Raw genomic sequence first — 22,080 nt, 5'->3', positions numbered from 1 at the left:
AATTCTTACACACCTCCAGTTGCAGCTTTCATGATTATTTCTTGATTGGCATTCTCTCGAGAAAATTCACCTGTTATTCTTCCTTCATGTAATACAATAATCCTATCACTCATACCTAAAATTTCAGGAAGTTCAGAAGATATCATTATAACGCATGCGCCATTAGATACTAGCTCATTCATTATGTTATATACTTCAACTTTCGCACCTACATCAATGCCCCTCGTTGGTTCGTCAAAAATAAAAATTCTTGCATTATAACAAAGCCATTTTGCAATTACCACCTTCTGCTGATTTCCACCGCTTAATTCCATTACTTTTTTGTATAGTGACGGCGTTTTTATATCTAATTCTTCTGATAAACTTTTTGATGCGAGGAATAGTTTTTTTAAATCAATAAAAAATTTTTCCTTGAATCTTGGCAAACTAGGCAGTGTAATATTGGTTACTATATCTTGTTGTAAAATTAAGCCTTGTCCTTTCCTGTCTTCAGTCAAAAGAGCTATTCCTTCCTTCATTGCATCTCTAGGAGATAAAATATTACACTTTTTCCCATAAACATAAATATCACCCTTATCTCTTATATCAGCACCAAAAATACTTCTAGCGATTTCAGTTCTACCTGCGCCTACAAGTCCTGAAATACCTAAAATCTCACCACTATATGCAACAAAGCTTATATCATCAAAAATGCCCGCTCGTTTAAGGTTCTCTACTCTTAACGCCTCAGCACCCCGCCTAGTTGGTTTTTTGGGATATTGCTGCTCTAAGCTTCTGCCTACCATATACTTTATAATCTCATCTTTATTAGTTTCCCTAGCTTCTACTGTCACTATTTTCTTGCCATCCCTCATGACTGTAATCCTGTCACATATTTCAAAAACTTCTTCCAGTCTATGCGATATAAATATGACAGAAATTCCTTTTCCCCTTAATCTATCAATAGCTTTCAATAATTCTTCAGTTTCATTTAGACTTAAGCTTGAGGTTGGTTCATCCATTATAATAATATTAGCATTTTTTGATAATGCCTTAGCTATTTCTACCATTTGCTGCTGACCTATACCTAATTGCTTTACGGGTATATTAATATCTAAATCCTGACCCAATTCATTTAAAAGACGCATCGCTTCTCTTTTTGTTGCTTTCCAATCAATAAAATTAATAACATTCCCCATTTTTATTTCTTGCCCAAGAAAAATATTCTCTGCAGCTGAAAAATGCGGACTTAAATTCAATTCTTGATATATAGCGACAATTCCCATGTCGATCGCCTGTTTAGGATTTGATATATGTATCTCTTTATTGTCTATATAAATTTGACCCTCATCTTTTTCATAAGCTCCGGTCAATATCTTTATCAGAGTTGATTTTCCAGCACCATTTTCGCCTACAAGACCATGAACCTCGCCTTTAGCAACTTCAAAATTTACCGAATCAAGTGCTATCACACCCGGAAATTGCTTTGAGATGCCCTTCATTTTAAGATAAGGTTTCTTTGTCACTTTTAATCGCCCCTTTATTCCAGGGAGCTTAAAAAGCTCCCTGGAATCAATGCTATTATTAGCCTATTGACCTAAAATTTCTTTTAGTTTTTGTTGTTCTTCTTTTACGTTGTCTTTTGAAATAATTTTGGTCCCAGTGTCTATCCTTTTATCAACTGCTTCTCCTCTCACAGCTTTTACTGCTGCAACAACACCTTGATAACCAATATTGAAAGAATTTTGTGCAACAGATGCAGTTAATTCTCCTTCTTCAATAGATTTTAATGCGTCAGGCGAACCATCAAAACCAACAGTTATTATTTCTTTACCCGCGGCTTGAATCGCTCTGAGGGCACCTAAAGCCATCTCATCATTGGTGGCAAACATCCCTTGGATATCCGAGTGAACCTGAAGCATATTTTCCATTACAGTCATTCCCAAGCCTCTTTCACTATTTGCCGGTTGAATATCGATTACTTCCAATCCCTTCTCCTTTAAAACTTCAATGGCACCATTTGATCTTTCATCATGAGTTGGATCCCCTACAGCTCCTCTAAGTATTACAACTTTTCCACCCTTACCTAATTTTTCTGCTATAAATTCTCCTGCTTGCTTACCTCCATTGTAGTTTCCTGTTCCCACAAAGCTAACTTTGTCATCCCATTGAGCATCTGTATCTATTAGCACAACAGGTATTCCGGCAGCTTTAGCTTGGTCAAATACAGGAATTGCCGATGCTGGTTGTGAAGGCGCCACAGCTAAAGCAGATACTCGCTTGGTAATCTGGTCTTCAATCATATCTATTTGCTCTGATACAGCAGTTTCTGCCGATGGTCCCAAAACTTCGACTTCTATACCTAAATCCTTTCCCGCAGCTTTTGCTCCAGCTTCTACTGTTTTCCAAAAATCACTGTTTAATGCTTTGACAACAACTCCGATTTTTATGGGTTCTTCTGCTTCTTGTTGTGGTACCTGCTCACTGTCACTAGGCTGAGATTCTTGCTGCTGGCCGCATCCAGAAATAAGTAAAAAAATTAGCGTAATCCCGACTATCAAACTTAACATTTTAAACCGCTTTGTTTTCAATTTGATTCCCCCTATTAATTTTTTAGTAAAGTTTGCATCCTTGGCACTATAATCCTCTACAATCCCTCCTCTTATGATTATTCATTACGGCCAGTTATATTTTTTGGCCACACCGTATTATCATGCTGAACGGCTAATCCATTGAAGCTCTATAAAAATAGTTTAAAATGTTTTGAATTTAATGGTTAAACTTGAAAACGGATTTTTTAATCAATGTGATACTACGAATCAGGTATGTAGTTAGCTTATTTTTCTAATGCTAATGTTTTTGGATAACAAGCTTTTTGCGAAATGAACCTGTAAGTTCATTTAGTTTGTAATCTTAAGACTTGACATATTGCTATCGAACTTAAAGTATTTCATTACTTGATACTTGTAAAAAAAAATTATTAAGATTATTGTAAGCGGTTACGATTTTGTATAAAAATATAACGTCTATTATGTTCTGATAAATTTTTGTTTTTATTGCTTTGTTTTAGAATAGTTAAGACATCCCCTAATAGTATAATTATTTGTAAGCCCTTACATTTTAAATAACAAAATTAAAAATTAGGTACTTATATTTATTTTATTCTACATAAAATTGATTTGTCCTTCTTTTTGAAAAAAATAATTTAATTAATTTTTTATGATTTAAGTTGCTATATTTTATTTTTTGTTAATTCATTTAATTATTTAATTAAAAAAGGCTGCCGTATACTATGTTTATAAAGCATAAAACAGGTAGCCTTTAAAAAATCCTCATCGTCAGATTTTAATATCTTAAATTTAGTATTCTAATTTGTCGAAGGCACTTTGCTTGTCGATTTTCGAACTACAAGATTAATATCTAAAACAACTTTTTTGCCTGCATTTCTCTCACCTTTTATTCTTTTTATAAGAAGCTCTGTTGCTAAATAACCCATTTTCTGCATCTGTTGATTAACGGTAGTTAGCGGCGGGTCTGACATTTCTGCCAAGATTATGTTATCATACCCAACAACCGATACATCTCGTGGCACAGAAAGACCAATTGTCTTTAGTGCTCTCATTACGCCAAGAGCTGTAAGGTCATTGCCGGTAACAAATGCAGTGGGTCTAATCGAACCCTTAAATATTCTAAGTGCTTCTTTATATCCAAATTCAAGTTTGAAATCTCCATGTGTTAGTATTTCTTTATAAACTTTAAGCTTTGCTTCTTTCATAGCTTTTAGGTATCCCTTTTCTCTTTCTAAGTTAACTTTTATCTTTGCCGGTCCCAAAAGGCATGCAATTTTTTCATGGCCTAAATCTATCAAATGTTTCGTAGCAATATACCCACCTTTAATATTATCGGATACTACTGCATCCATGGGATATTCTTCGGAACAGTCGATATCTCTTCCTAAAAGTACCAATGGCACGTTATCTTTTAGCAGTTCAATGATATTCTTGTCATTATAATATGCTGTTGAAATGATAAATCCATCAACACTTTTTTGTTTTAAAAGACTTATATATGTGGCTTCTTTTTCAAGACTATAATCTGTATTGCATATTATAATATTAAATCCAAAATCATTACTGGCATCCTCAACTCCCCTGGCTAACTCAGAAAAAAAGGGGTTTGTGATGTCAGGAATTAAAAGACCCAAAGTTAAAGTTGATTTTTTTGTTAATGCCGATGCTATAAAGTTCGGTGCATAGTTTAATTCTTCGATAGCCTCTTCTACTTGCCGCCGAGTTCTATCCGAAACAGCACTGCTTTTATTCAAAACTCTTGATACGGTAGCTATTGAAACTCCAGCTTTTTTTGCTACATCATATATAGTTACAGACATTAGAATCACCACTCCATAAAAAAACTTTAGTTGCATTTTGTTATAGATGCTACTTATTGTAATGTATCTCGTAATTTTTAAGTTCCAATACCTTGAAGTCACTTTATATCATTTCTTTACTATAGATTGTAACCGCTTTCTTTTGTATTTGCAAGAAAATTTATTAAACATTTTGGTTTCACGCGACTTATTTCAATAACGATTTTTGTGCAGAAACCTTCATTCTTTAATTTAATTTCGATATATAGCATACTTTCTTTATACAAAAAACAACATACGGATATTTTTACAGCAAAACTGACTTTTTACAATGGAATCAATAATTCTATGTTAATTTATAAAAATCCTTCTATAAGAACACCCAAAATTCTAAATAGAAGGCTGCTACAGGATTTTTATCTCCAATAGCAGCCTTCTATCTTAAAAAAATATGCTGTAATTAAAACCCGAGTTTCTCCTTGAGATAATCTCTTACTTGATTGATTTCTATCCTATCCTGCTGCATAGTATCTCTATCCCTTATGGTGACTTTATTATCTTCCAAGCTGTCAAAGTCTATGGTAATGGCAAAGGGAGTTCCGATTTCGTCTTGGCGGCGGTAGCGTTTGCCTATACTGCCTGTGTTGTCATATTCCATGTGGTAATATTTTTTAAGGTCATGGTATACTTTACATGCCAGTTCTTCCAGTGGTTCTTTTTTGGAAAGTGGTAAAACAGCACATTTTATAGGTGCAATCTCTGGTTTTAGATGCAATACTACACGAGTATCGCCTTGAACCTCCTCTTCATCGTATGCATCACATAAAACAGCTAATATTGCTCTGTCAGCACCTAAAGATGGTTCTACTACATATGGCACAATTTGTTTGTTTTCTTTTGGATCAAAATAGGTAAGTGATTTACCCGAATATTCCATATGGCGAGAAAGGTCATAATCGGTTCGGTTAGCAACACCCCATAGCTCGCCCCATCCAAATGGAAATTTATACTCTAAATCTGTAGTACTTTTTGAGTAGTGAGAAAGTTCTTCGGGCGAATGGTCTCTTAATCGTAAGTTTTCCTTTTTTACTCCTAATGATACAAAAAAATCCACCATAAACTGCCGCCAGTATTCAAACCATTCTTGATCATCGCCGGGTTTTACAAAAAACTCTAGCTCCATCTGTTCAAATTCACGAGTTCTGAAGGTAAAGTTGCCGGGAGTTATCTCGTTTCTAAAAGATTTTCCAATTTGAGCAATTCCGAATGGTAACTTCATACGGCATGAATCCAACACATTTTTGAAATTAACGAATATTCCTTGGGCCGTTTCAGGGCGGAGATAAACTATTGAGCTGGAATCTTCGGTAACGCCCTGATAGGTTTTAAACATCAGGTTGAATACTCTGGCTTCGGTCCATGCAACACTACCACAAGTGGGGCATTTAATTTTATTATCATGGATTATTTCTGTAAGTTCCTGTACACTTTTACCCTCCACATGTATATTCAAGGAGTCCTCAATCAGGTGGTCGGCACGGAACCTGGATTTACACTGCTTGCAATCGATTAAGGCATCATTAAAGCCTGCCACATGGCCTGAAGCCTCCCAAACCTTAGGATGCATCAAAATTGCACTGTCAAGACCTACCACATCGTCCCTTTCATGGACTACCTTTTTCCACCAGTAATCCTTTACATTCCTTTTAAGCTCTATACCTAAAGGCCCGTAATCCCATGTATTAGCCAGGCCTCCGTATATCTCAGAGCCTTGAAATATGAAGCCTCTTCGTTTGCACAATGAAACTATTTTGTTCATACTTTTTTCAACATTTTCTGACATGATAATTCTTTCCTCCTTTTGCTATTCAAAAATACCAAAAACCCCTAAACCATCATTGATGGTCTAGGGGTCCTTTTATTCAAGGACGGTTCCACCCTAGTTGCAGGTATTATCCTGCCACTTTTCTGGAACTCAATATAAGGTTGATTTCATTTCTGACTTCTGTTCCCAAATCTTTTTTATGCTACGGAGCTCACACTGTCCTCCGTTCGCTTCAAGCAGGGAAAAAAGATTACCAGAATGCTTAAATAAAATATATACTATTGTTTGGCTTAAGTCAAGACTCTTTATCCGCATAAAATTCCGGGTTCAGTCATGGCTTTGGGAGAGAGAACATTATTTATTACATTTTGTGGTAAGAGATTTTTCTTCGCAATTAATTCAGGAACTGTTTCATCACTTGCTGCTATTTCTTTTGCCAACTGTGATGCTTTTTCGTATCCAATATGAGGAATCAGTGCTGTGATTATGCCAACACTTTTATCTACCATTTCCTGACAGCGCTCACGGTTAGCCGTAATTCCAACGATACATTTTTCTCTAAATGTTTTTATCGCATTAGTTAGGATTTCTATGGATTGTAGCAGGTTATATGTAATAACAGGTTCCATAGCATTTAATTCAAGCTGCCCGGCTTCTACCGCCAAGCTGATAGTATGATCATTGCCTATTACTTGAAATGCCACTTGGTTAACAACCTCTGGAATTACGGGGTTTACCTTGCCAGGCATTATCGAAGATCCTGGTTGCATTGCGGGAAGTTTGATTTCCGCTATTCCTGCACGAGGGCCCGATGACATCAATCTTAGGTCATTGGCTATTTTCGATAAATTAATAGCTAATATTTTTAGGGTTGAAGAAAAGGCTGCTAAAACATCTGTATTTTGAGTTGCATCTATTAAGTTTACTGCTTTCCTAAGTGGAATACCCGATATATTTCTTAGATTTTCAATGGCAAGCTCTATATATTCAACTTTAGCATTAAGGCCCGTCCCAATGGCAGTTGCTCCCAGATTTATTTCATGTAAAGCTTCAAGGGAAGATTTAATTCTAGCCAAGTCCCTGCCTATAGCTTGTGCGTAAGCCTCAAATTCTTGACCCAGCCGGATGGGAACAGCATCTTGCAACTGTGTGCGCCCTACTTTGACCACATCATCAAATTCATCTGCTTTTTTTAATAGTGCATTTTTCAAAAGCTCCATCTCTCTCAACAAATTCTTAGCCAATGATATGGTTGCAATGCGTATTGCCGTTGGGTATACGTCATTTGTAGATTGAGACATATTTACATCGGTATTTGGAGAAATAATGTCATAATCTCCTTTTTTACCGCCCAAAATCTCAATAGCGCGATTGGCTATTACTTCGTTTACATTCATATTTACCGAAGTCCCTGCTCCACCTTGAATTGCATCAACTACAAACTGGTCAGCAAATTTTCCATCTAATATTTCATCGGCGGCCTGTATTATTGCACTGCCTTTTTTTTCGTTCAGTAAGCCCAGTTTCATATTTGACATTGCTGCCGCCTTTTTTACCATTGCAACAGCTAAAATTAATTTACGATGTGAGGGGCATCCGGTTATATTGAAGTTTTCTATTGCCCTTAATGTTTGTATCCCATAGTAAGCATCTTTAGGCACCTCTTTACTACCAATTAAATCATGTTCCATTCTAAAAGCAGCCATTTTTTACCCTCCTCAATTTTTTCAATATGAAAAATCAAATAATTTTAATGCCTGTATTCTGTACATTGTATACATAGTTTAACATAGAAAAAATATTTTCACAAACAATAATTAAGTCAGTTTTGCACCTCTTACCCCTTTTAAACTTAATTAAATGCTTTGTTATTACTTTTAAATGTTATTTATAAATATTAGAATTTTGATTCCACTATAAAAAATAAATTTTGACTTAAAATGTTTGCCTGAAATCGGTAAAATTATTGGTATAGTATTATCAACCATTTTTAAGGCTTGTAAGCAGCTCCTGTGGCATGAACTGGGTTTGGTTTATTGCCAATAAATGGTAATATAGAAATGCTACTTCTTCCACATATATTGCATTTAGTAATGCTTTTTCCACGCTTTCACCGGCAGCCAATACACCATGATATTTCAAAAGGCACACATCCGAATCCTTTAAGGCATGGACTATGCCTTCGGCAAGTTCTTGACTGCCGGGTGGCGCATATTCAGCCACTTTTACGGCATTGCCACCGTAATGAATCGCTTCAACCGTCACAGGCAGTATTTCTTTCCCCATACATGCGAATAAAGTTGCATACCTTGAATGGGAGTGAGCTATACCAAGAGCTTCAGGTTTTATATTGTAAGTATTTATATGCATTGAAACCTCTATCGAAGGTTTATAAGGAGCATCCACAATGTTGCCATTCATATCTACCACCGCTATCATATCCGCCGTAAGTTCTTCTCTGGATATGCCTGATGGAGTAATGTAAACTAAGTCATTATTTCGATCGATTGTGCTAAAATTACCGGACTTATATTGGCATAAACCCATCTGTTCGGCTTTTTTAGCTATGCGAACAACTTCTTGTTTGAATTCTCTGTCCTTCAATTTTTCTCCTCCATTTTTGAATATTTTCGCACTGAAAATTAATTTTTAGATGCTCGTTTCTGCTTGAGCATTTAAAATCATTTCTTCAAATTGTTGTTCATCTAAAATTTTTACACCTAACTCTAGTGCTTTATTGTATTTAGAGCCCGGATCTTTTCCTACCACTACATAATCCGTCTTTTTACTGACACTGCCGGTAACTTTGCCGCCTAAATTTTCAATAAGCTCTTGGGCCTTGGAGCGACTGTATTTTTCTAAAGCTCCTGTCAAGACAAACGTGAGATTTTCCAAGGGTTTAGGACCGATTTCTTCTTTTGCATATAGCATATTTACTCCGGCTTCTTTTAATCGCGTTATTAATGCTTTTGTTTGTTCCTGTTTGAAAAAGGCGATTATGCTTTCTGCCATCTTATCCCCGATTTCAGGTATTTTTATGAGTTCCTCATAAGTGGCATTCTGCAGTCTGTCCATGCTTTTAAACTCTTGAGCAAGAGTTAGGCTGGCTTTAGAACCGATAAGCGGTATGCCCAATGCATATACTAGTCTGTTTAGTGGCTGTTTTTTGCTGTTTTCGATTGCTTTAATAAGATTATTTGCTGATTTTTCGCCCATTCTTTCCAGTGGTATCAATGCTTCTTTTTTAAGAAAATATATATCTGAAACATCCTTAATAAGATTTGCCGATAAAAGCAGGGATACAATCGCAGGCCCTAATCCCCTTATATCCATGGCATCTCTTGAGGCAAAGTGGATTATCCTTCGTCTTATTTGCGCAGGACATGATACTCCGGTACAGCGATATGCTACTTCGCCGGGAAGTCTGATAACTTCAGAGCCGCACTCCGGACAGCGGTGAGGCATCTTAAATTCTTTTTCATTGCCTGTCCGCTTTTCTTTAACCACTGCAACCACTTCCGGAATAATATCTCCTGCCTTTTGTACAATTACGCTGTCACCAATATGAATATCTTTTCCTTTTATATAATCCTCGTTGTGAAGTGTCGCTCTGCTAACGGTAGAACCTGCTATCTGAACAGGAGTTAAAACGGCATTTGGAGTTAAAACCCCCGTTCTTCCCACACTTACAACTATGTCTTCGATAACTGAAATTTTTTGTTCTGCAGGAAATTTATAAGCAATAGCCCAGCGAGGGGTTTTGGCAGTAGAACCCAGTATTTTTTGAAAATGAAGTGAATTTACCTTTATTACTATTCCGTCAATTTCATAGGGCAGTGAGTGCCTTTTTTCTTTCCAGCTCATGCAATAATCTATCACATCATCAAAGTTATTAAATGACTTTATATGTGGATTTACCTTAAATCCGCAAGCCTTATAAAATTCGAGCACTTCTAAATGTGTATTAAACTCAATTCCTTCTACATACCCCAATGCATACATAAAGGTAGACAGGGGTCTTTTTGCAGTAATTTTCGAGTCAAGCTGTCGTATGGAACCGGCAGCAGCATTGCGCGGGTTTGCAAATGTAGGCAGTCCCATTTCCTCCCGCTCTTCATTTAGTTTTTTAAACCCTTCCTTGGACAGATATATTTCTCCGCGAACCTCTATTATCATAGGAATCTTATCCTTTTGTACATTCAAGCGCAGTGGAACGCTTTTAATTGTCTTTACGTTTTGGGTTACATCTTCACCTACTACACCATCACCTCGTGTAGCAGCCGTAACCAATAAACCATTTTCATAAGTGAGTGAAACAGCCAGGCCATCAATTTTAAGTTCTACGACGTATTCCACTTGATTCCCAACATTTTCTGTAACACGGCGGTTAAAATCTCTGAGTTCTTCCTCACTAAAAGCATCGGCAAGACTTATCATGGGTTCTCGATGAGTAACCTTTTTAAAGGCTTCCAGCGGTTCTCCGCCTACACGTTGGGAAGGTGAGTCGGGTGTTATAAGCTGTGGGAACTGACTTTCAAGGGAAATCAATTCTCTCATCAATTTATCATATTCAGCATCTGTAATTTCCGGGTTATCTAGCACATAGTAGCGATAATTGTGGTAATCAATTAATTCTCTTAGTTCTTTTATGCGGTTTTCGGCCTGAACTATGTCCAAAAGTCTCACCCTTTCATTTTCACATTTTGTTTTTTATTATTTTGGAATTGTTATTGTTAAAATTTCTGTAAAAATACTTTGCTAAATTGTATTTGATTCTGCCATAGAAACCTTATTCATTAAATTTATGGTCAGTATAAGTTGCACTTTATTATAATTTGAACAGTATGTTGTTATTTTTAGGTGAAAATTGACTTTTTACAGTATGAATTATATTTTTACTATAGGAGCGTACTTTAATATCAGATGCTTTTCACCTACTGAAGGGAAGTTTATGGATATTTGAGCATCCTCATCAATTCCGTCTATATCTGTAACAATACCTTCACCCCACTTAGAGTGTTTTATATGGTCACCGGGCCTAATGGAGCCAATGTGTTCGTTATTCTGTGAGGGAGATACTGTATTGTCTTTAAGAACTTTAGTTTCGGATGATCGAGTATTTATATTATTTTTTGTATCACCTGATGATTCTATGAGATATTCTGGAGAAATCTCATTTAAAAACCTTGAAGACATATAATATGATGTATTTCCATAAAGGCTTCTTTGCCAGGCTCTTGTAAGATAAAGTTTTTTTCGAGCCCTTGTAATGCCTACATAACACAGTCTTCGCTCTTCCTCCAACTGATTATCATCTAAAAGTGACCTGGAATGTGGAAAAATACCCTCATCCATCCCCGATAGAAATACTATCGGAAATTCCAACCCTTTAGCGCTGTGCAAAGTCATCAATACAACGGCCTGTTCCATTTCTTGCATATCATCCACATCCGATACTAAAGCCAATTCTGTAAGAAAATCTTCAAGCCCCAGGCCTGATGACCTTTGTTCAAATTCCTTGGCCACACCTATCATTTCCTGAAGGTTCTCTATTCGGCTCAAAGCCTCGGTTGTATTTTCGTTTACCAATTCATCCATATACCCGGTTTCTTCAAGAATATGATTCATTAAGTCCGGTATAGCTATTGTCTTTGACATACGTATAAAGTCTTCCATCATTAGGCGAAACTTTTGCAGTTTGTTTTTAAGTGATGGGGAAAGTGATAGCTGGTCTATATTTGTTATTATGTCAAAAACGCTTTTATTCCCTTCTTCAGCTGCTGCCTTCAGCTTGTTTACCGTAGCATCCCCTATGCCTCTTCTCGGAACATTTATTATTCTCATAAGGCTTACATCATCAGACGGATTAGCTATAACTCGTACATAAGCCAAAATATCCTTTATTTCCTTGCGCTGGTAAAACCTTAGACCTCCAATTATCTTATATGGAATACCAGTTTTTACCATAGCTTCTTCCAATGCTCTTGACTGTGCATTAGTCCTGTAGAGTACAGCCACATCTCCATAGTTTATACCCTCTCTGAAGACTAATTCATTAATTTCCCGGGCAATAAAATACGCTTCCTGATGTTCATCCTCCAGAGTAACCAGATTTATTTTATCACCTTGTCCATTATTAGTCCAAAGCGTCTTCTTCTTACGGCCAAAATTATGGTCAATAACTTCATTGGCGGCGTTTAATATGGTTTGAGTTGAGCGGTAATTTTGCTCCAGGCGAATTACCGTAGCATCAGGAAAATCTTTTTCAAACTCTAATATATTTCGAATGTCAGCACCTCTGAAACTATATATACTTTGATCATCATCACCTACTACACATAAATTTCGGTGTTTTGCCGCCATCATTCGTATAAGCTCATACTGGGCTATATTAGTATCTTGATACTCATCCACAAGAATATATGGAAAACGATTTTGGTAATAAGAAAGCACAGAAGGAAATGTCTTGAAAAGTTCTACAGTCTTCATGATAATATCATCAAAATCCAATGCATTATTTTCCTTTAAGCGCTTTTGATATAGAGCATAGATTTGTGCCATAGTCTTTTCGCGAACATCTTTAGCATTGTCAAGACATTTTTCAGGCACAAGAAGACGGTCTTTTGCCCTGCCTATATAGTTTAAAACTGCAGTCGGAGCAAACTTTTTGTCATCAATATTTAAGGTTTTAAGGCAATCTTTCATTAGAACCTGTTGGTCTTGCGTATCAAATATTATAAAATTTCTATTGTAACCCAATTTGTCAATATCCATGCGTAAAAATCTTACACAAGCAGAATGGAATGTGCTGACAAACATGTCCTCGATTTCGGGAAGCAATTGCTTTATTCTGTCTTTCATCTCTCGTGCTGCTTTATTGGTAAAAGTAATTGCTATTATATTTTTAGGGTTTATATTTTTGTCTCTTATCAAATAGGCAATGCGGTACGTCAGAACTCGAGTTTTGCCGCTGCCTGCCCCTGCAAGTACAAGTAGCGGACCGGATATATGTGTGACAGCTTTTTTCTGCTGTGGATTTAAATTATCTAAAAAGTTCATTGAAAACCTCCCTGACATAAAACAAGCGTGGAGACCACGCTAATCTTATTGTTGCTTTGTCTTTTCAAGTCTCTCTAAAATTATATTATAGCCATTTGAGCCATAATGTAAAAACCTCTTTACTCTACTTATTGTAGCAGTACTGGCTCCCGTAGCTTGAGCAATATCGGTATACGTCCGACCTTCTTTTAACATCTCGGCCACCTGCAACCGTTGAGCCATTGCCTGCACTTCTCCTATAGTACATATATCTTCAAAAAAACGATAGCATTCTTCTCTGTTCTCCAAAAGTAATATGGCATCAAAAAGTCTCTCTATATAAGGGTCTTTTATTTTTTTAAGTTCCATGCCGCATACCTCCTTGCACAAGCTGCACTTATCCCGCTGCTTTTAAGCGCTAATACCCATATTTCGTATTATCAGCTATTGGGCTAATTCTTTTAAAACATAGGTATAAATTCTCAAATTCTTTAAGAGATTATCTATTTCGATATACTCATCTTTTTGATGAGCTAAATCCGGGTCACCTGGAAAATTGGGGCCAAAAGCTACGCAGTTGTCAAACATTCTCGCATAAGTGCCGCCTCCAATAGACAAACAATAAGCTTTCTCTCCGGTGATTTTTTCGTAAGCCAATTTAAGCTTTTGTATCAAGATATTATCTTCCGGAACATAATGGGGTTTATTGTCATAAATATCTACAATATCTATATAATCGGGGGTATTCTTCCTAATTTGGTTTATTACCTGATCACTGCTATATCTGATGGGATAACGTATATTTACTGTAACGGCAGCTCTGTTTTGATCAAACTCCACAATACCTACATTGAGACTAAGAATACCTGATATATCGTCCTCGAAATCAATGCCAAAAGCTTTTCCAGTATTATCCAAGCCAATCATGCTATTTAAAAATTCAATAAACTCGTATTGAGTATCAATGAGCTTTATCTTCCCAAGAAGCTTTACCAGCAGCATAGCTGCATTTTTACCCTTTTGGGGTCTACTGGCATGTGCAGATACTCCATATGACTTTACTATGATTTCATTATCATTCTGCTCTATCTTAAAATCTCCCGGTATTTCATCTTTATAATTTTCAGCTATACTTTTAATTTCCCCTATATCACCTAAAAGATGTGCTTCTGCATAATCGGGAACCATATTGGGACGATGCCCGCCTTTAAATGATACTATTTTCACACCGCTTTTTCCTTCTTCGTTCGCAAATGAATTAGCAAATGAAAATGTAAGTATTCCTTTCTCACCATTGATAATTGGATAATTAGCATCGGGTGAAAAACCCATGGTCAACTTTTCATCATGTTTTAGATAATATTTCATGCATTCACAGCCGCTCTCTTCATCAGTGCCAAAAATAACTCGAACTCTCTTGTTTAAGTTAATTCCTGAATCTTTTAAAGATTTTAGTGCAAATAATGCTGCCATGGCAGGACCTTTGTCATCTATCGCACCTCTGCCATATATTTTACCATCATGAATTTCACCACCATAAGGCGGATAAGTCCAACCACTGCCTTCAGGAACTACATCAAGATGTGCTAAAATCCCAATTAGCTCATCACCCTCACCCAACTCGGCCCAGCCTGCATAATTTTCCAGATTTTTTGTTTCAAGGCCAAAACTTTCAGCTAGATTTAAAGCATATTGCAAAGCCATGGCGGGACCTCCCCCGAAAGGCATACCTGGTAAAGGCGAACTCTTAACGCTATCGATTTTTAAAATCTCACGCGTAGCTTCCAGTAGATCGTTCTCATTTGATTTAATGAATTTCTCCATATCCATATTTATATATTCCTCCAATCTTAAAACAGGATAATCATCTACATTCATTTTAAATATTATATTCAACTTTTAAACCTCAAATCCTTTTTTCCTGGTGAATAATTAGGGACGGTTCCAAAATATTCATGAATGAATATTTTGGAACCGTCCCTAATTATTCACTAGTTTTTAATCGACGACTTCAACTGTTATACCGTTTTTTTCTACTGCATTTATCAAGGGATTTATAACTTCACCGCTCTTTTGAATTTCAAAAGCCGAACGCAAAGATTTCCCAACTATTATATGAGTAATTTTATTATTCTTAGAAAAGTCTGCAAGGGTGTCATAGACCTCTTCCCCTGAAAGTATAGAAACAGTCCCTCCCAAGTTTTTAGCTAACTCAAACAGCTCCAGCAAAATCTTGTGTTCTTTTAACTCCCTATTTAGGGCCTGTTTTTTATTTACATATATTACTACAAATTGGCCGTCTATCTCTCTTGCCCTAGCAGCACCTCTTTTTATCAATCTCTCACAGCTCTTTTGGGGTGTTACGCAGACCATAATTCTGTGCTGCACTTCAGGGTCAAAAACGACCATCATGGCAAATCTCCTCTCTTGTCTTTGTGACTATTCTTTTTTATTATATATGAAATAATAGGTTTTCGCAATGCAAGTTGATTGCAATATGCATTTTTATACTATTCTATGTTTGAATATCTGCACTTTATTCGTCAAATTAAGATAGGGGCGATTAATCAAATCTTCAAATTCGCCCCTAATAACTACTATTACTTCATATTTAATTATATGCTTCTATTTCAAAATCTAGAATAAGCCTTATACCAGGTGTAGCTAAATTCCATCCTGTTATTCTATATAGTCCAGGCCTGACAATCATGCTATCCACCCTTTGGTCCCACACCTCACGATAAATCTTTTCCTCACCAGGTTGCATTCTGTCGTTAGTAACAACCTGCATAAAAACTTTATCTTTTGACCACTGCCATATTAATCTATCTCCACTAGTTACCCTAAAGTCGACTTTTTGTGATGTCCTGTAAGTAAGAGTCAGCGGAACCGTTAATATGTTTTTCTTCTTAAGACGTATTACAATTGGCTCTTTAATTTTATATATGCTTTTATTAAGTGAAAATGTAAATTCAATTCCATCAAAAGTTCGCTTAACAACCGGCCTTTCAGTTGGTGGAGTGGGTATTGGTGGAGTTGGTGGTGTTGGTGTTGGTGGACAAGGTGGGCACGGTGGGCACGGCGGGCATGATGGATACTCTGGTGGTGTAGATGGGGCAGTTGAACCTGATACCGGAATTAATAATACTTGCCCAACAATGATTAAATCAGGATCCACTAAATTATTTGCTGTCATAATAGCTTCTACTGTGGTACCGTATCTAGCAGCCAATAATGTCAGCGTATCTCCCTTACGCACTATATATCTAATCACGATTGCATCCCTCCTAACATATAATAGGCACAATGGTAGAACTAATAAGTAATCTAATATATGCTATGTATAAAGTTTTATAATTGTGAAATTTTTTATTGTGTTTTAGGTTTACTTAAGCAAAAAGAGGCTACTATATAGCAGCCTCTTGCAAGTAAGAAAGGTTTTTTCTGCAATTGCGGTTTACATTCTTCGATATGCGATTTAGACAGTGTTGCTTTTAACTTCCTGTTTGAAGGAGAACAGTGCATGCTCTATAACTTCTTCAATGCGATCAACAGCAATTATATTAATATCAAAGGTTTTAAAAATATCTTGCCAGTTTTCCTTTGGAATTATTACAGTCTTTGCGCCAGAACTTCTTGCAGCCTCTATCTTTGGTAATATGCCCCCAACAGGCTTCACATAACCACGCACCGATAATTCCCCGGTCATTGCAACATAATTATCAACGGGAATATTCTTTATTGATGAATAAACAGAAGCAGCTATAGTTACCCCCGCTGAAGGGCCATCCATCGGTATCCCACCGGGAAAATTTAGATGTATATCATAATCTCGCGGATCTAATCCCAAATACTTTCTAATTACAGTCATTACATTATCCACAGAGCCGCGAGCAGTACCTTTCCTTTTTAGTCGTTGAGCATTTCCTACAATTTCTTCTTCGTCTACCACACCTGTAACCAGCAAAGTCCCTTGCCCTTTTTCGGTTTTTATAGCAGTTGACTCTATCTCCAAAAGAATTCCCATATTGGGTCCATATACGGCAAGGCCATTAGCTAGACCAACTAGAGGCACCGGATTTATCTTTTTTTCTAATCTGGGAGAATACTGGCCGCTATTTATTACCCATTCCACATCGCGTGCTTCGATTCGTTTTCTGTTTTCAGTCGTTGCCAATCCTGCTGCCATCTGTATAATATTTACCGATTCTCTGCCGTTATTGGCATATTTTTTTATAGTATTCACCGACAATTCATCGATATCAAATTCTATTTTCTTTGCCGCGTTTCTGACGATAATATCAATATCATCCGGCGACAGAGGTTTAAAAAATATCTCAAGGCAGCGTGAGCGTATGGCTGGTGGTATTTCTTCTGGTCTCCTGGTTGTAGCGCCTATTAATCTAAAATCGGCCGGCAGGCCTTTTTCAAAGATTTCGCGGATATGCAAAGGTATATTTGTATCCTCACTGCTGTAATATGCACTCTCCAAGAACACCTTACGGTCCTCCAGCACCTTTAAAAGTTTATTCATTTGTATTGGATGAAGTTCACCTATTTCATCAATAAACAAAACTCCCCCATGGGCTTTTGTCACCGCACCGGGCTTAGGTTGTGGTATTCCGGCAACTCCAAGCGGCCCTGCACCCTGATATATTGGGTCGTGCACCGATCCAATAAGCGGGTCGGCAATTCCTCTTTCATCAAATCTAGCAATAGTCGCATCTACCTCAATAAACTTCGCTTCAGGACCAAATGGAGAGCCGCGAGTTTTCTTTGCTTCCTCAAGAACAAGCCTTGCAGCAGCAGTTTTGCCTATACCAGGTGGACCATATAATATAACATGTTGGGGATTTGGACCGCAAAGCGCTGCTCGTAAAGCCTTTAAACCATCAGCCTGACCAACAATTTCGTTGAAAGAAGACGGTCTGGTTTTTTCTGCCAAGGGCTCTGTAAGTGAAATTTGTCTCATTTTTTGTAATTTTTCAATTTCCTTTTTAGACTCCTTGTTAACCGCAATCTTACTTCCTTGCTGTCCTTTTAACAAATTTAAAAAGTAAAGCCCGATAACAATAGCAAAAAATATTTGAATCATGCTTAAAATATTTACTGTTACATTCATTTGGTAGTTCCTCCCTTGACAACTTTCAACATCTAAATAGCCACTGTCTATATTATTTATTATTAACAGTTTTTTTATAACCATATTTTTAAAAATAAAAAAGAGCGGTTCCAAAATATTTATCTAAAAATAAATATTCCAGAACCGCTTCTTATTATTTACTATGCTTAACTTTTATGCTATTACTTCTTTTTTCTTGCCTTTTTTTCGGTCCGATGTAACTATAATTGGCTCTTCACGATTTAACACTACTTCTTTGGTTATTACACATTTAGCAATATCATTTCTATGTGGAAGTTCATACATAATATCCAACATTACTTCTTCCAGTATAGCCCTTAAACCTCTAGCTCCTGTCTTGCGCCGTATTGCCTCTTGAGCAATTACCATAAGGGCATCATCTGTAAATTCCAATTGGGAATTGTCCATTTCGAATAGTTTTTGATACTGTTTTACCAATGCATTTTTAGGTTCTTTCAGTATTTTTATAAGAGAATTTTCATCAAGAGCAGATAGGGTTACAATCACTGGGAGCCGTCCGACAAATTCCGGTATCATACCATATTTCAGCAAGTCTTCAGGCATTAAATGTTTCAAAATTTCTCCTATGTTTTTTTGATCTTGGCTCTGAATTTCAGCTTCAAAACCTATAGATTTTTTGCCTATTCGATTCTGAATAATATCCCCTATTCCTTCAAATGCTCCGCCGCAAATGAACAGGATATTTGTAGTATCAATCTGAATAAACTCCTGATGAGGATGTTTACGACCGCCTTGCGGAGGAACACTGGCTACGGTGCCTTCCAGTATTTTAAGCAAAGCCTGTTGTACGCCTTCACCGGATACATCCCTTGTTATCGAAGGATTATCTGATTTTCGTGCTATTTTATCTATCTCATCGATGTAAACTATGCCTCTTTCTGCTTTTTCCACATCGTAATCAGCTGCTTGAATTAATTTTAGAAGAATGTTTTCCACATCTTCTCCTACATAGCCGGCCTCCGTTAACGAGGTAGCATCAGCTATTGCAAAAGGCACATTTAAAATCTTAGCAAGCGTTTGAGCCAGAAGAGTTTTTCCACTTCCTGTAGGCCCAAGCATTACAATATTGCTTTTTTGTAATTCTACATCATCAATTTTATTTTGATAATTTATCCTCTTGTAATGATTATAAACTGCTACAGAAAGCGTTTTTTTGGCCTGTTCCTGGCCTACTACATACTGATCAAGAATATCTTTGATTTCATGAGGTTTAGGTATATCAGTAAAATCAATTTCCGCTTCTTCGCCAAATTCTTCTTCTATTATTTCGTTGCAAAGTTCAATACACTCATCACAAATATAAACGCCGGGGCCTGCTACTAATTTGCGTACCTGATCCTGTGTCTTTCCACAAAAAGAACATTTAAGTTGACCTTTCTCATCAGTAAATTTAAACATATTGCCCACTCCTTTCCGGCTTTTACTTCCTCTTATGGATCACCTCATCAATTAAGCCATATTCAAGAGCTTCTTTTGATGACATAAAGTAATCCCTGTCTGTATCTTTTTCAATTTTTTCTATAGATTGCTTTGTATGATTTGCAAGAATCTCATTCAATAGTTCTCTTAAGCGAAGAATTTCCTTTGCATGTGTTTCAATATCAACAGCTTTTCCTTGCACTCCGCCCCAAGGCTGATGAATCATAATCCTTGAATTCGGTAGTGCATAGCGTTTACCTTCAGTTCCTGCCGCAAGGAGCACTGCTCCCATACTAGCCGCAAGCCCCATACAAATAGTAGAAACATCAGGTTTAATATACTGCATGGTATCATAAATAGCTAGACCTGCTGTGACGGAACCGCCAGGACTATTGATATAAAGGCGAATATCTTTGTCAGGATCTTCCGATTCCAGATATAGCATTTGAGCTATGGCAAGACTCGCAACAGTATCATCAATAGATGTTCCTATAAAAATAATCCTTTCCTTAAGAAGTCTAGAATAAATATCATAGGCTCTCTCACCACGGTTTGTTTGTTCCACCACTATAGGTACTAAACTCACCTTAAATAACCTCCTTGATTATACCGTTTTTTCACTATTATCGCTTTCATCATCAACAATGTCAGCTTCTTTTGCTTCTATTGTATCATCTTTTGTATTGTCTTTCACTTTCTCAATAATATTTGAGTTTTCAATAAGGAAATCAAAGATTTTTTCCGTCAAAACCAAGTCTTTAATACCCTCTTTATTCTCAGGGCTTAAACTCTTCTCATATTCTTCTAATGGCTTTTTATACATTTCTGCAAGTTCTTTGATTTTATTCTCAAGCTCTTCATCTGTTACTGTAATATTTTCTAACTTACCTACCTCTTCTAAAATTAAAGATGTTTTTACATTGCGTACAGCTGCATCCTGATAACGATCTCTTAACTCTTGAAGCGTCATTCCTGTTGATTCCAAATATGTTGTTAAATCAAAGCCTGTGCTCTGTTTTAGGTTGATTGCCAACTTTAACAATATATTATCAACTTCATGATTTATCATTACTTCGGGAATATCCACTTCAGCTTTTTCAATCAATTTGTCAATGATCGATGCTCTTAAAGAGTTTTCTTCGACAGATTTGGCTTCCTGTTGTAATTTATTTTTAATATCTTCCTTGAGTTCGGCTAAGGTATCAAACTCGCTAACGTCTTTTGCAAAATCATCGTCTAACGGCAACAGTTCTTTTCTTTTTAGTTCTTTTAGTGTAACAGTAAAAACAGCATTTTTACCGGCTAATTCCTCAGCATTATAATCTTTGGGAAAAGTGACCGATACATCCTTTGTCTCACCCGGCATCATTCCAATAACCTGTTCCTCAAAGCCTTTTATAAACATGCCGGAGCCTAATTGCAAGGGATAGTTTTCTGCAGTACCGCCCTCAAATGGTTCATTATCTATAGAACCCTCAAAATCGATAATAGCGATATCTCCTTCTGCTGCTGCTTTATCTTCTACTGCCACTAGCCTTGCATTTTTTTCCTGTATTATTAATAATTGTTTCTCTACTTCATCTTCTGTTACATTATGCACAACTTTTTCTACTTCTAAACCTTTGTAGTCCTCAATTTTCACTTCGGGCTTAACAACAACTTCAGCTGAAGCTATCAAAGGTTTACCTGTTTCAATCTGCTGAACATCAAATTTAGGCTGGTCGACCGGTTGAAGTTTATATTCCTCTACTCCCTTTTGATAGGCTTCAGGTAAGAGAATCTGCATTGCCTCTTCATAAAAAACCTCCGGACCATAGTGCATCTCAATAAGTTTTCTAGGCGCCTTTCCTCTCCGAAAGCCGGGAATAGCAAAGCGCTTAGCGTTTTTTTTGTATGCCTGTTGTATTGCTTTTTCTAACTGTTCGGCATCTACCTCAAAATTTAAATATGCAGTATTTTTTTCTATCTTTTCCAGATTGACTTTCATCATGCTCCTCCTTGCAATTACCATTGATACGATTTCATCCTCATCGATGCAATTATATTATAGCATAAAAAAATTATGCAATCCAAGAATAATTTCTAATAAAACAACACCTCGGCATGGACCGAGGTATGAAATCCAATAACTATTTCAATATAAAATGATAATGGTGCGGGCAAGAGGATTTGAACCTCCATGGGATTAATCCACCAGATCCTAAGTCTGGCGCGTCTGCCAGTTCCGCCATGCCCGCATGGTGGGTCATGGAGGACTCGAACCTCCGACACCCTGATTAAAAGTCA

The 22,080-nt window shown here is 36.8% G+C and carries 16 protein-coding genes and 1 tRNA gene; all 17 read right to left on the bottom strand.

What is annotated here, in order from left to right:
- Window positions 1-5 precede the first annotated feature (5 nt).
- Complete coding sequence (locus BUC45_RS05135) at window positions 6-1,505, bottom strand: sugar ABC transporter ATP-binding protein (protein WP_013777761.1); 1,500 nt, start codon at window positions 1,503-1,505, stop codon at window positions 6-8.
- Window positions 1,506-1,568: 63 nt separating this feature from the next.
- A complete protein-coding gene (locus BUC45_RS05130; RefSeq protein ID WP_366749757.1) occupies window positions 1,569-2,549 on the bottom strand; it encodes a sugar ABC transporter substrate-binding protein in 981 nt (326 codons plus the stop codon).
- 797 nt (window positions 2,550-3,346) lie between these two features.
- The gene (locus BUC45_RS05125; RefSeq protein WP_296970795.1) at window positions 3,347-4,369 is read right to left on the bottom strand and encodes a LacI family DNA-binding transcriptional regulator; all 1,023 of its coding nucleotides are present in this window, start codon (window positions 4,367-4,369) and stop codon (window positions 3,347-3,349) included.
- A 439-nt stretch (window positions 4,370-4,808) separates the two neighbouring features.
- Complete coding sequence (locus BUC45_RS05120) at window positions 4,809-6,191, bottom strand: glycine--tRNA ligase (RefSeq protein ID WP_296970794.1); 1,383 nt, start codon at window positions 6,189-6,191, stop codon at window positions 4,809-4,811.
- A 287-nt stretch (window positions 6,192-6,478) separates the two neighbouring features.
- Window positions 6,479-7,879: an aspartate ammonia-lyase gene (locus tag BUC45_RS05115; RefSeq protein WP_296970793.1), complete on the bottom strand. Its 1,401-nt coding sequence runs from the start codon at window positions 7,877-7,879 to the stop codon at window positions 6,479-6,481.
- A 274-nt stretch (window positions 7,880-8,153) separates the two neighbouring features.
- The gene (locus BUC45_RS05110) at window positions 8,154-8,777 is read right to left on the bottom strand and encodes a class II aldolase/adducin family protein (RefSeq protein ID WP_296970792.1); all 624 of its coding nucleotides are present in this window, start codon (window positions 8,775-8,777) and stop codon (window positions 8,154-8,156) included.
- A 45-nt stretch (window positions 8,778-8,822) separates the two neighbouring features.
- Window positions 8,823-10,850, bottom strand: coding sequence for an NAD-dependent DNA ligase LigA (ligA, locus tag BUC45_RS05105; protein WP_366749752.1), 2,028 nt, complete (start codon window positions 10,848-10,850; stop codon window positions 8,823-8,825).
- 210 nt (window positions 10,851-11,060) lie between these two features.
- Window positions 11,061-13,232, bottom strand: coding sequence for a DNA helicase PcrA (gene pcrA / locus BUC45_RS05100; protein ID WP_296970790.1), 2,172 nt, complete (start codon window positions 13,230-13,232; stop codon window positions 11,061-11,063).
- Between the two features lie 45 nt (window positions 13,233-13,277).
- Window positions 13,278-13,580, bottom strand: a complete 303-nt coding sequence (locus BUC45_RS05095; RefSeq protein WP_013777722.1) for a YerC/YecD family TrpR-related protein — start codon at window positions 13,578-13,580, stop codon at window positions 13,278-13,280.
- 75 nt (window positions 13,581-13,655) lie between these two features.
- Entirely contained in the window at window positions 13,656-15,089 is a 1,434-nt protein-coding gene (gene pepV / locus BUC45_RS05090) for a dipeptidase PepV (RefSeq protein ID WP_296970789.1), read from the bottom strand.
- A gap of 120 nt (window positions 15,090-15,209) precedes the next feature.
- Entirely contained in the window at window positions 15,210-15,623 is a 414-nt protein-coding gene (locus BUC45_RS05085; RefSeq protein WP_013777720.1) for a universal stress protein UspA, read from the bottom strand.
- A gap of 199 nt (window positions 15,624-15,822) precedes the next feature.
- A complete protein-coding gene (locus tag BUC45_RS05080) occupies window positions 15,823-16,485 on the bottom strand; it encodes a BsuPI-related putative proteinase inhibitor (protein WP_296970788.1) in 663 nt (220 codons plus the stop codon).
- A 204-nt stretch (window positions 16,486-16,689) separates the two neighbouring features.
- Window positions 16,690-18,333, bottom strand: a complete 1,644-nt coding sequence (gene lonB, locus BUC45_RS05075; RefSeq protein WP_296970787.1) for an ATP-dependent protease LonB — start codon at window positions 18,331-18,333, stop codon at window positions 16,690-16,692.
- Between the two features lie 174 nt (window positions 18,334-18,507).
- Window positions 18,508-19,773, bottom strand: coding sequence for an ATP-dependent Clp protease ATP-binding subunit ClpX (gene clpX, locus BUC45_RS05070; RefSeq protein WP_296970785.1), 1,266 nt, complete (start codon window positions 19,771-19,773; stop codon window positions 18,508-18,510).
- Between the two features lie 22 nt (window positions 19,774-19,795).
- Complete coding sequence (gene clpP / locus BUC45_RS05065; RefSeq protein ID WP_013777716.1) at window positions 19,796-20,380, bottom strand: ATP-dependent Clp endopeptidase proteolytic subunit ClpP; 585 nt, start codon at window positions 20,378-20,380, stop codon at window positions 19,796-19,798.
- Window positions 20,381-20,398: 18 nt separating this feature from the next.
- Window positions 20,399-21,781 (bottom strand): trigger factor, encoded by a 1,383-nt coding sequence (gene tig, locus BUC45_RS05060; protein WP_296970783.1) that lies wholly within the window; start codon window positions 21,779-21,781, stop codon window positions 20,399-20,401.
- Window positions 21,782-21,945: 164 nt separating this feature from the next.
- A tRNA-Leu gene (locus tag BUC45_RS05055) sits at window positions 21,946-22,031 on the bottom strand.
- Window positions 22,032-22,080 lie beyond the last annotated feature (49 nt).

The sequence above is a fragment of the Tepidanaerobacter sp. EBM-38 genome (genome assembly GCA_001896545.1).
GTDB lineage: Bacteria > Bacillota > Thermosediminibacteria > Thermosediminibacterales > Tepidanaerobacteraceae > Tepidanaerobacter.
This window is presented reverse-complemented; position numbering and strand designations above follow the sequence as displayed.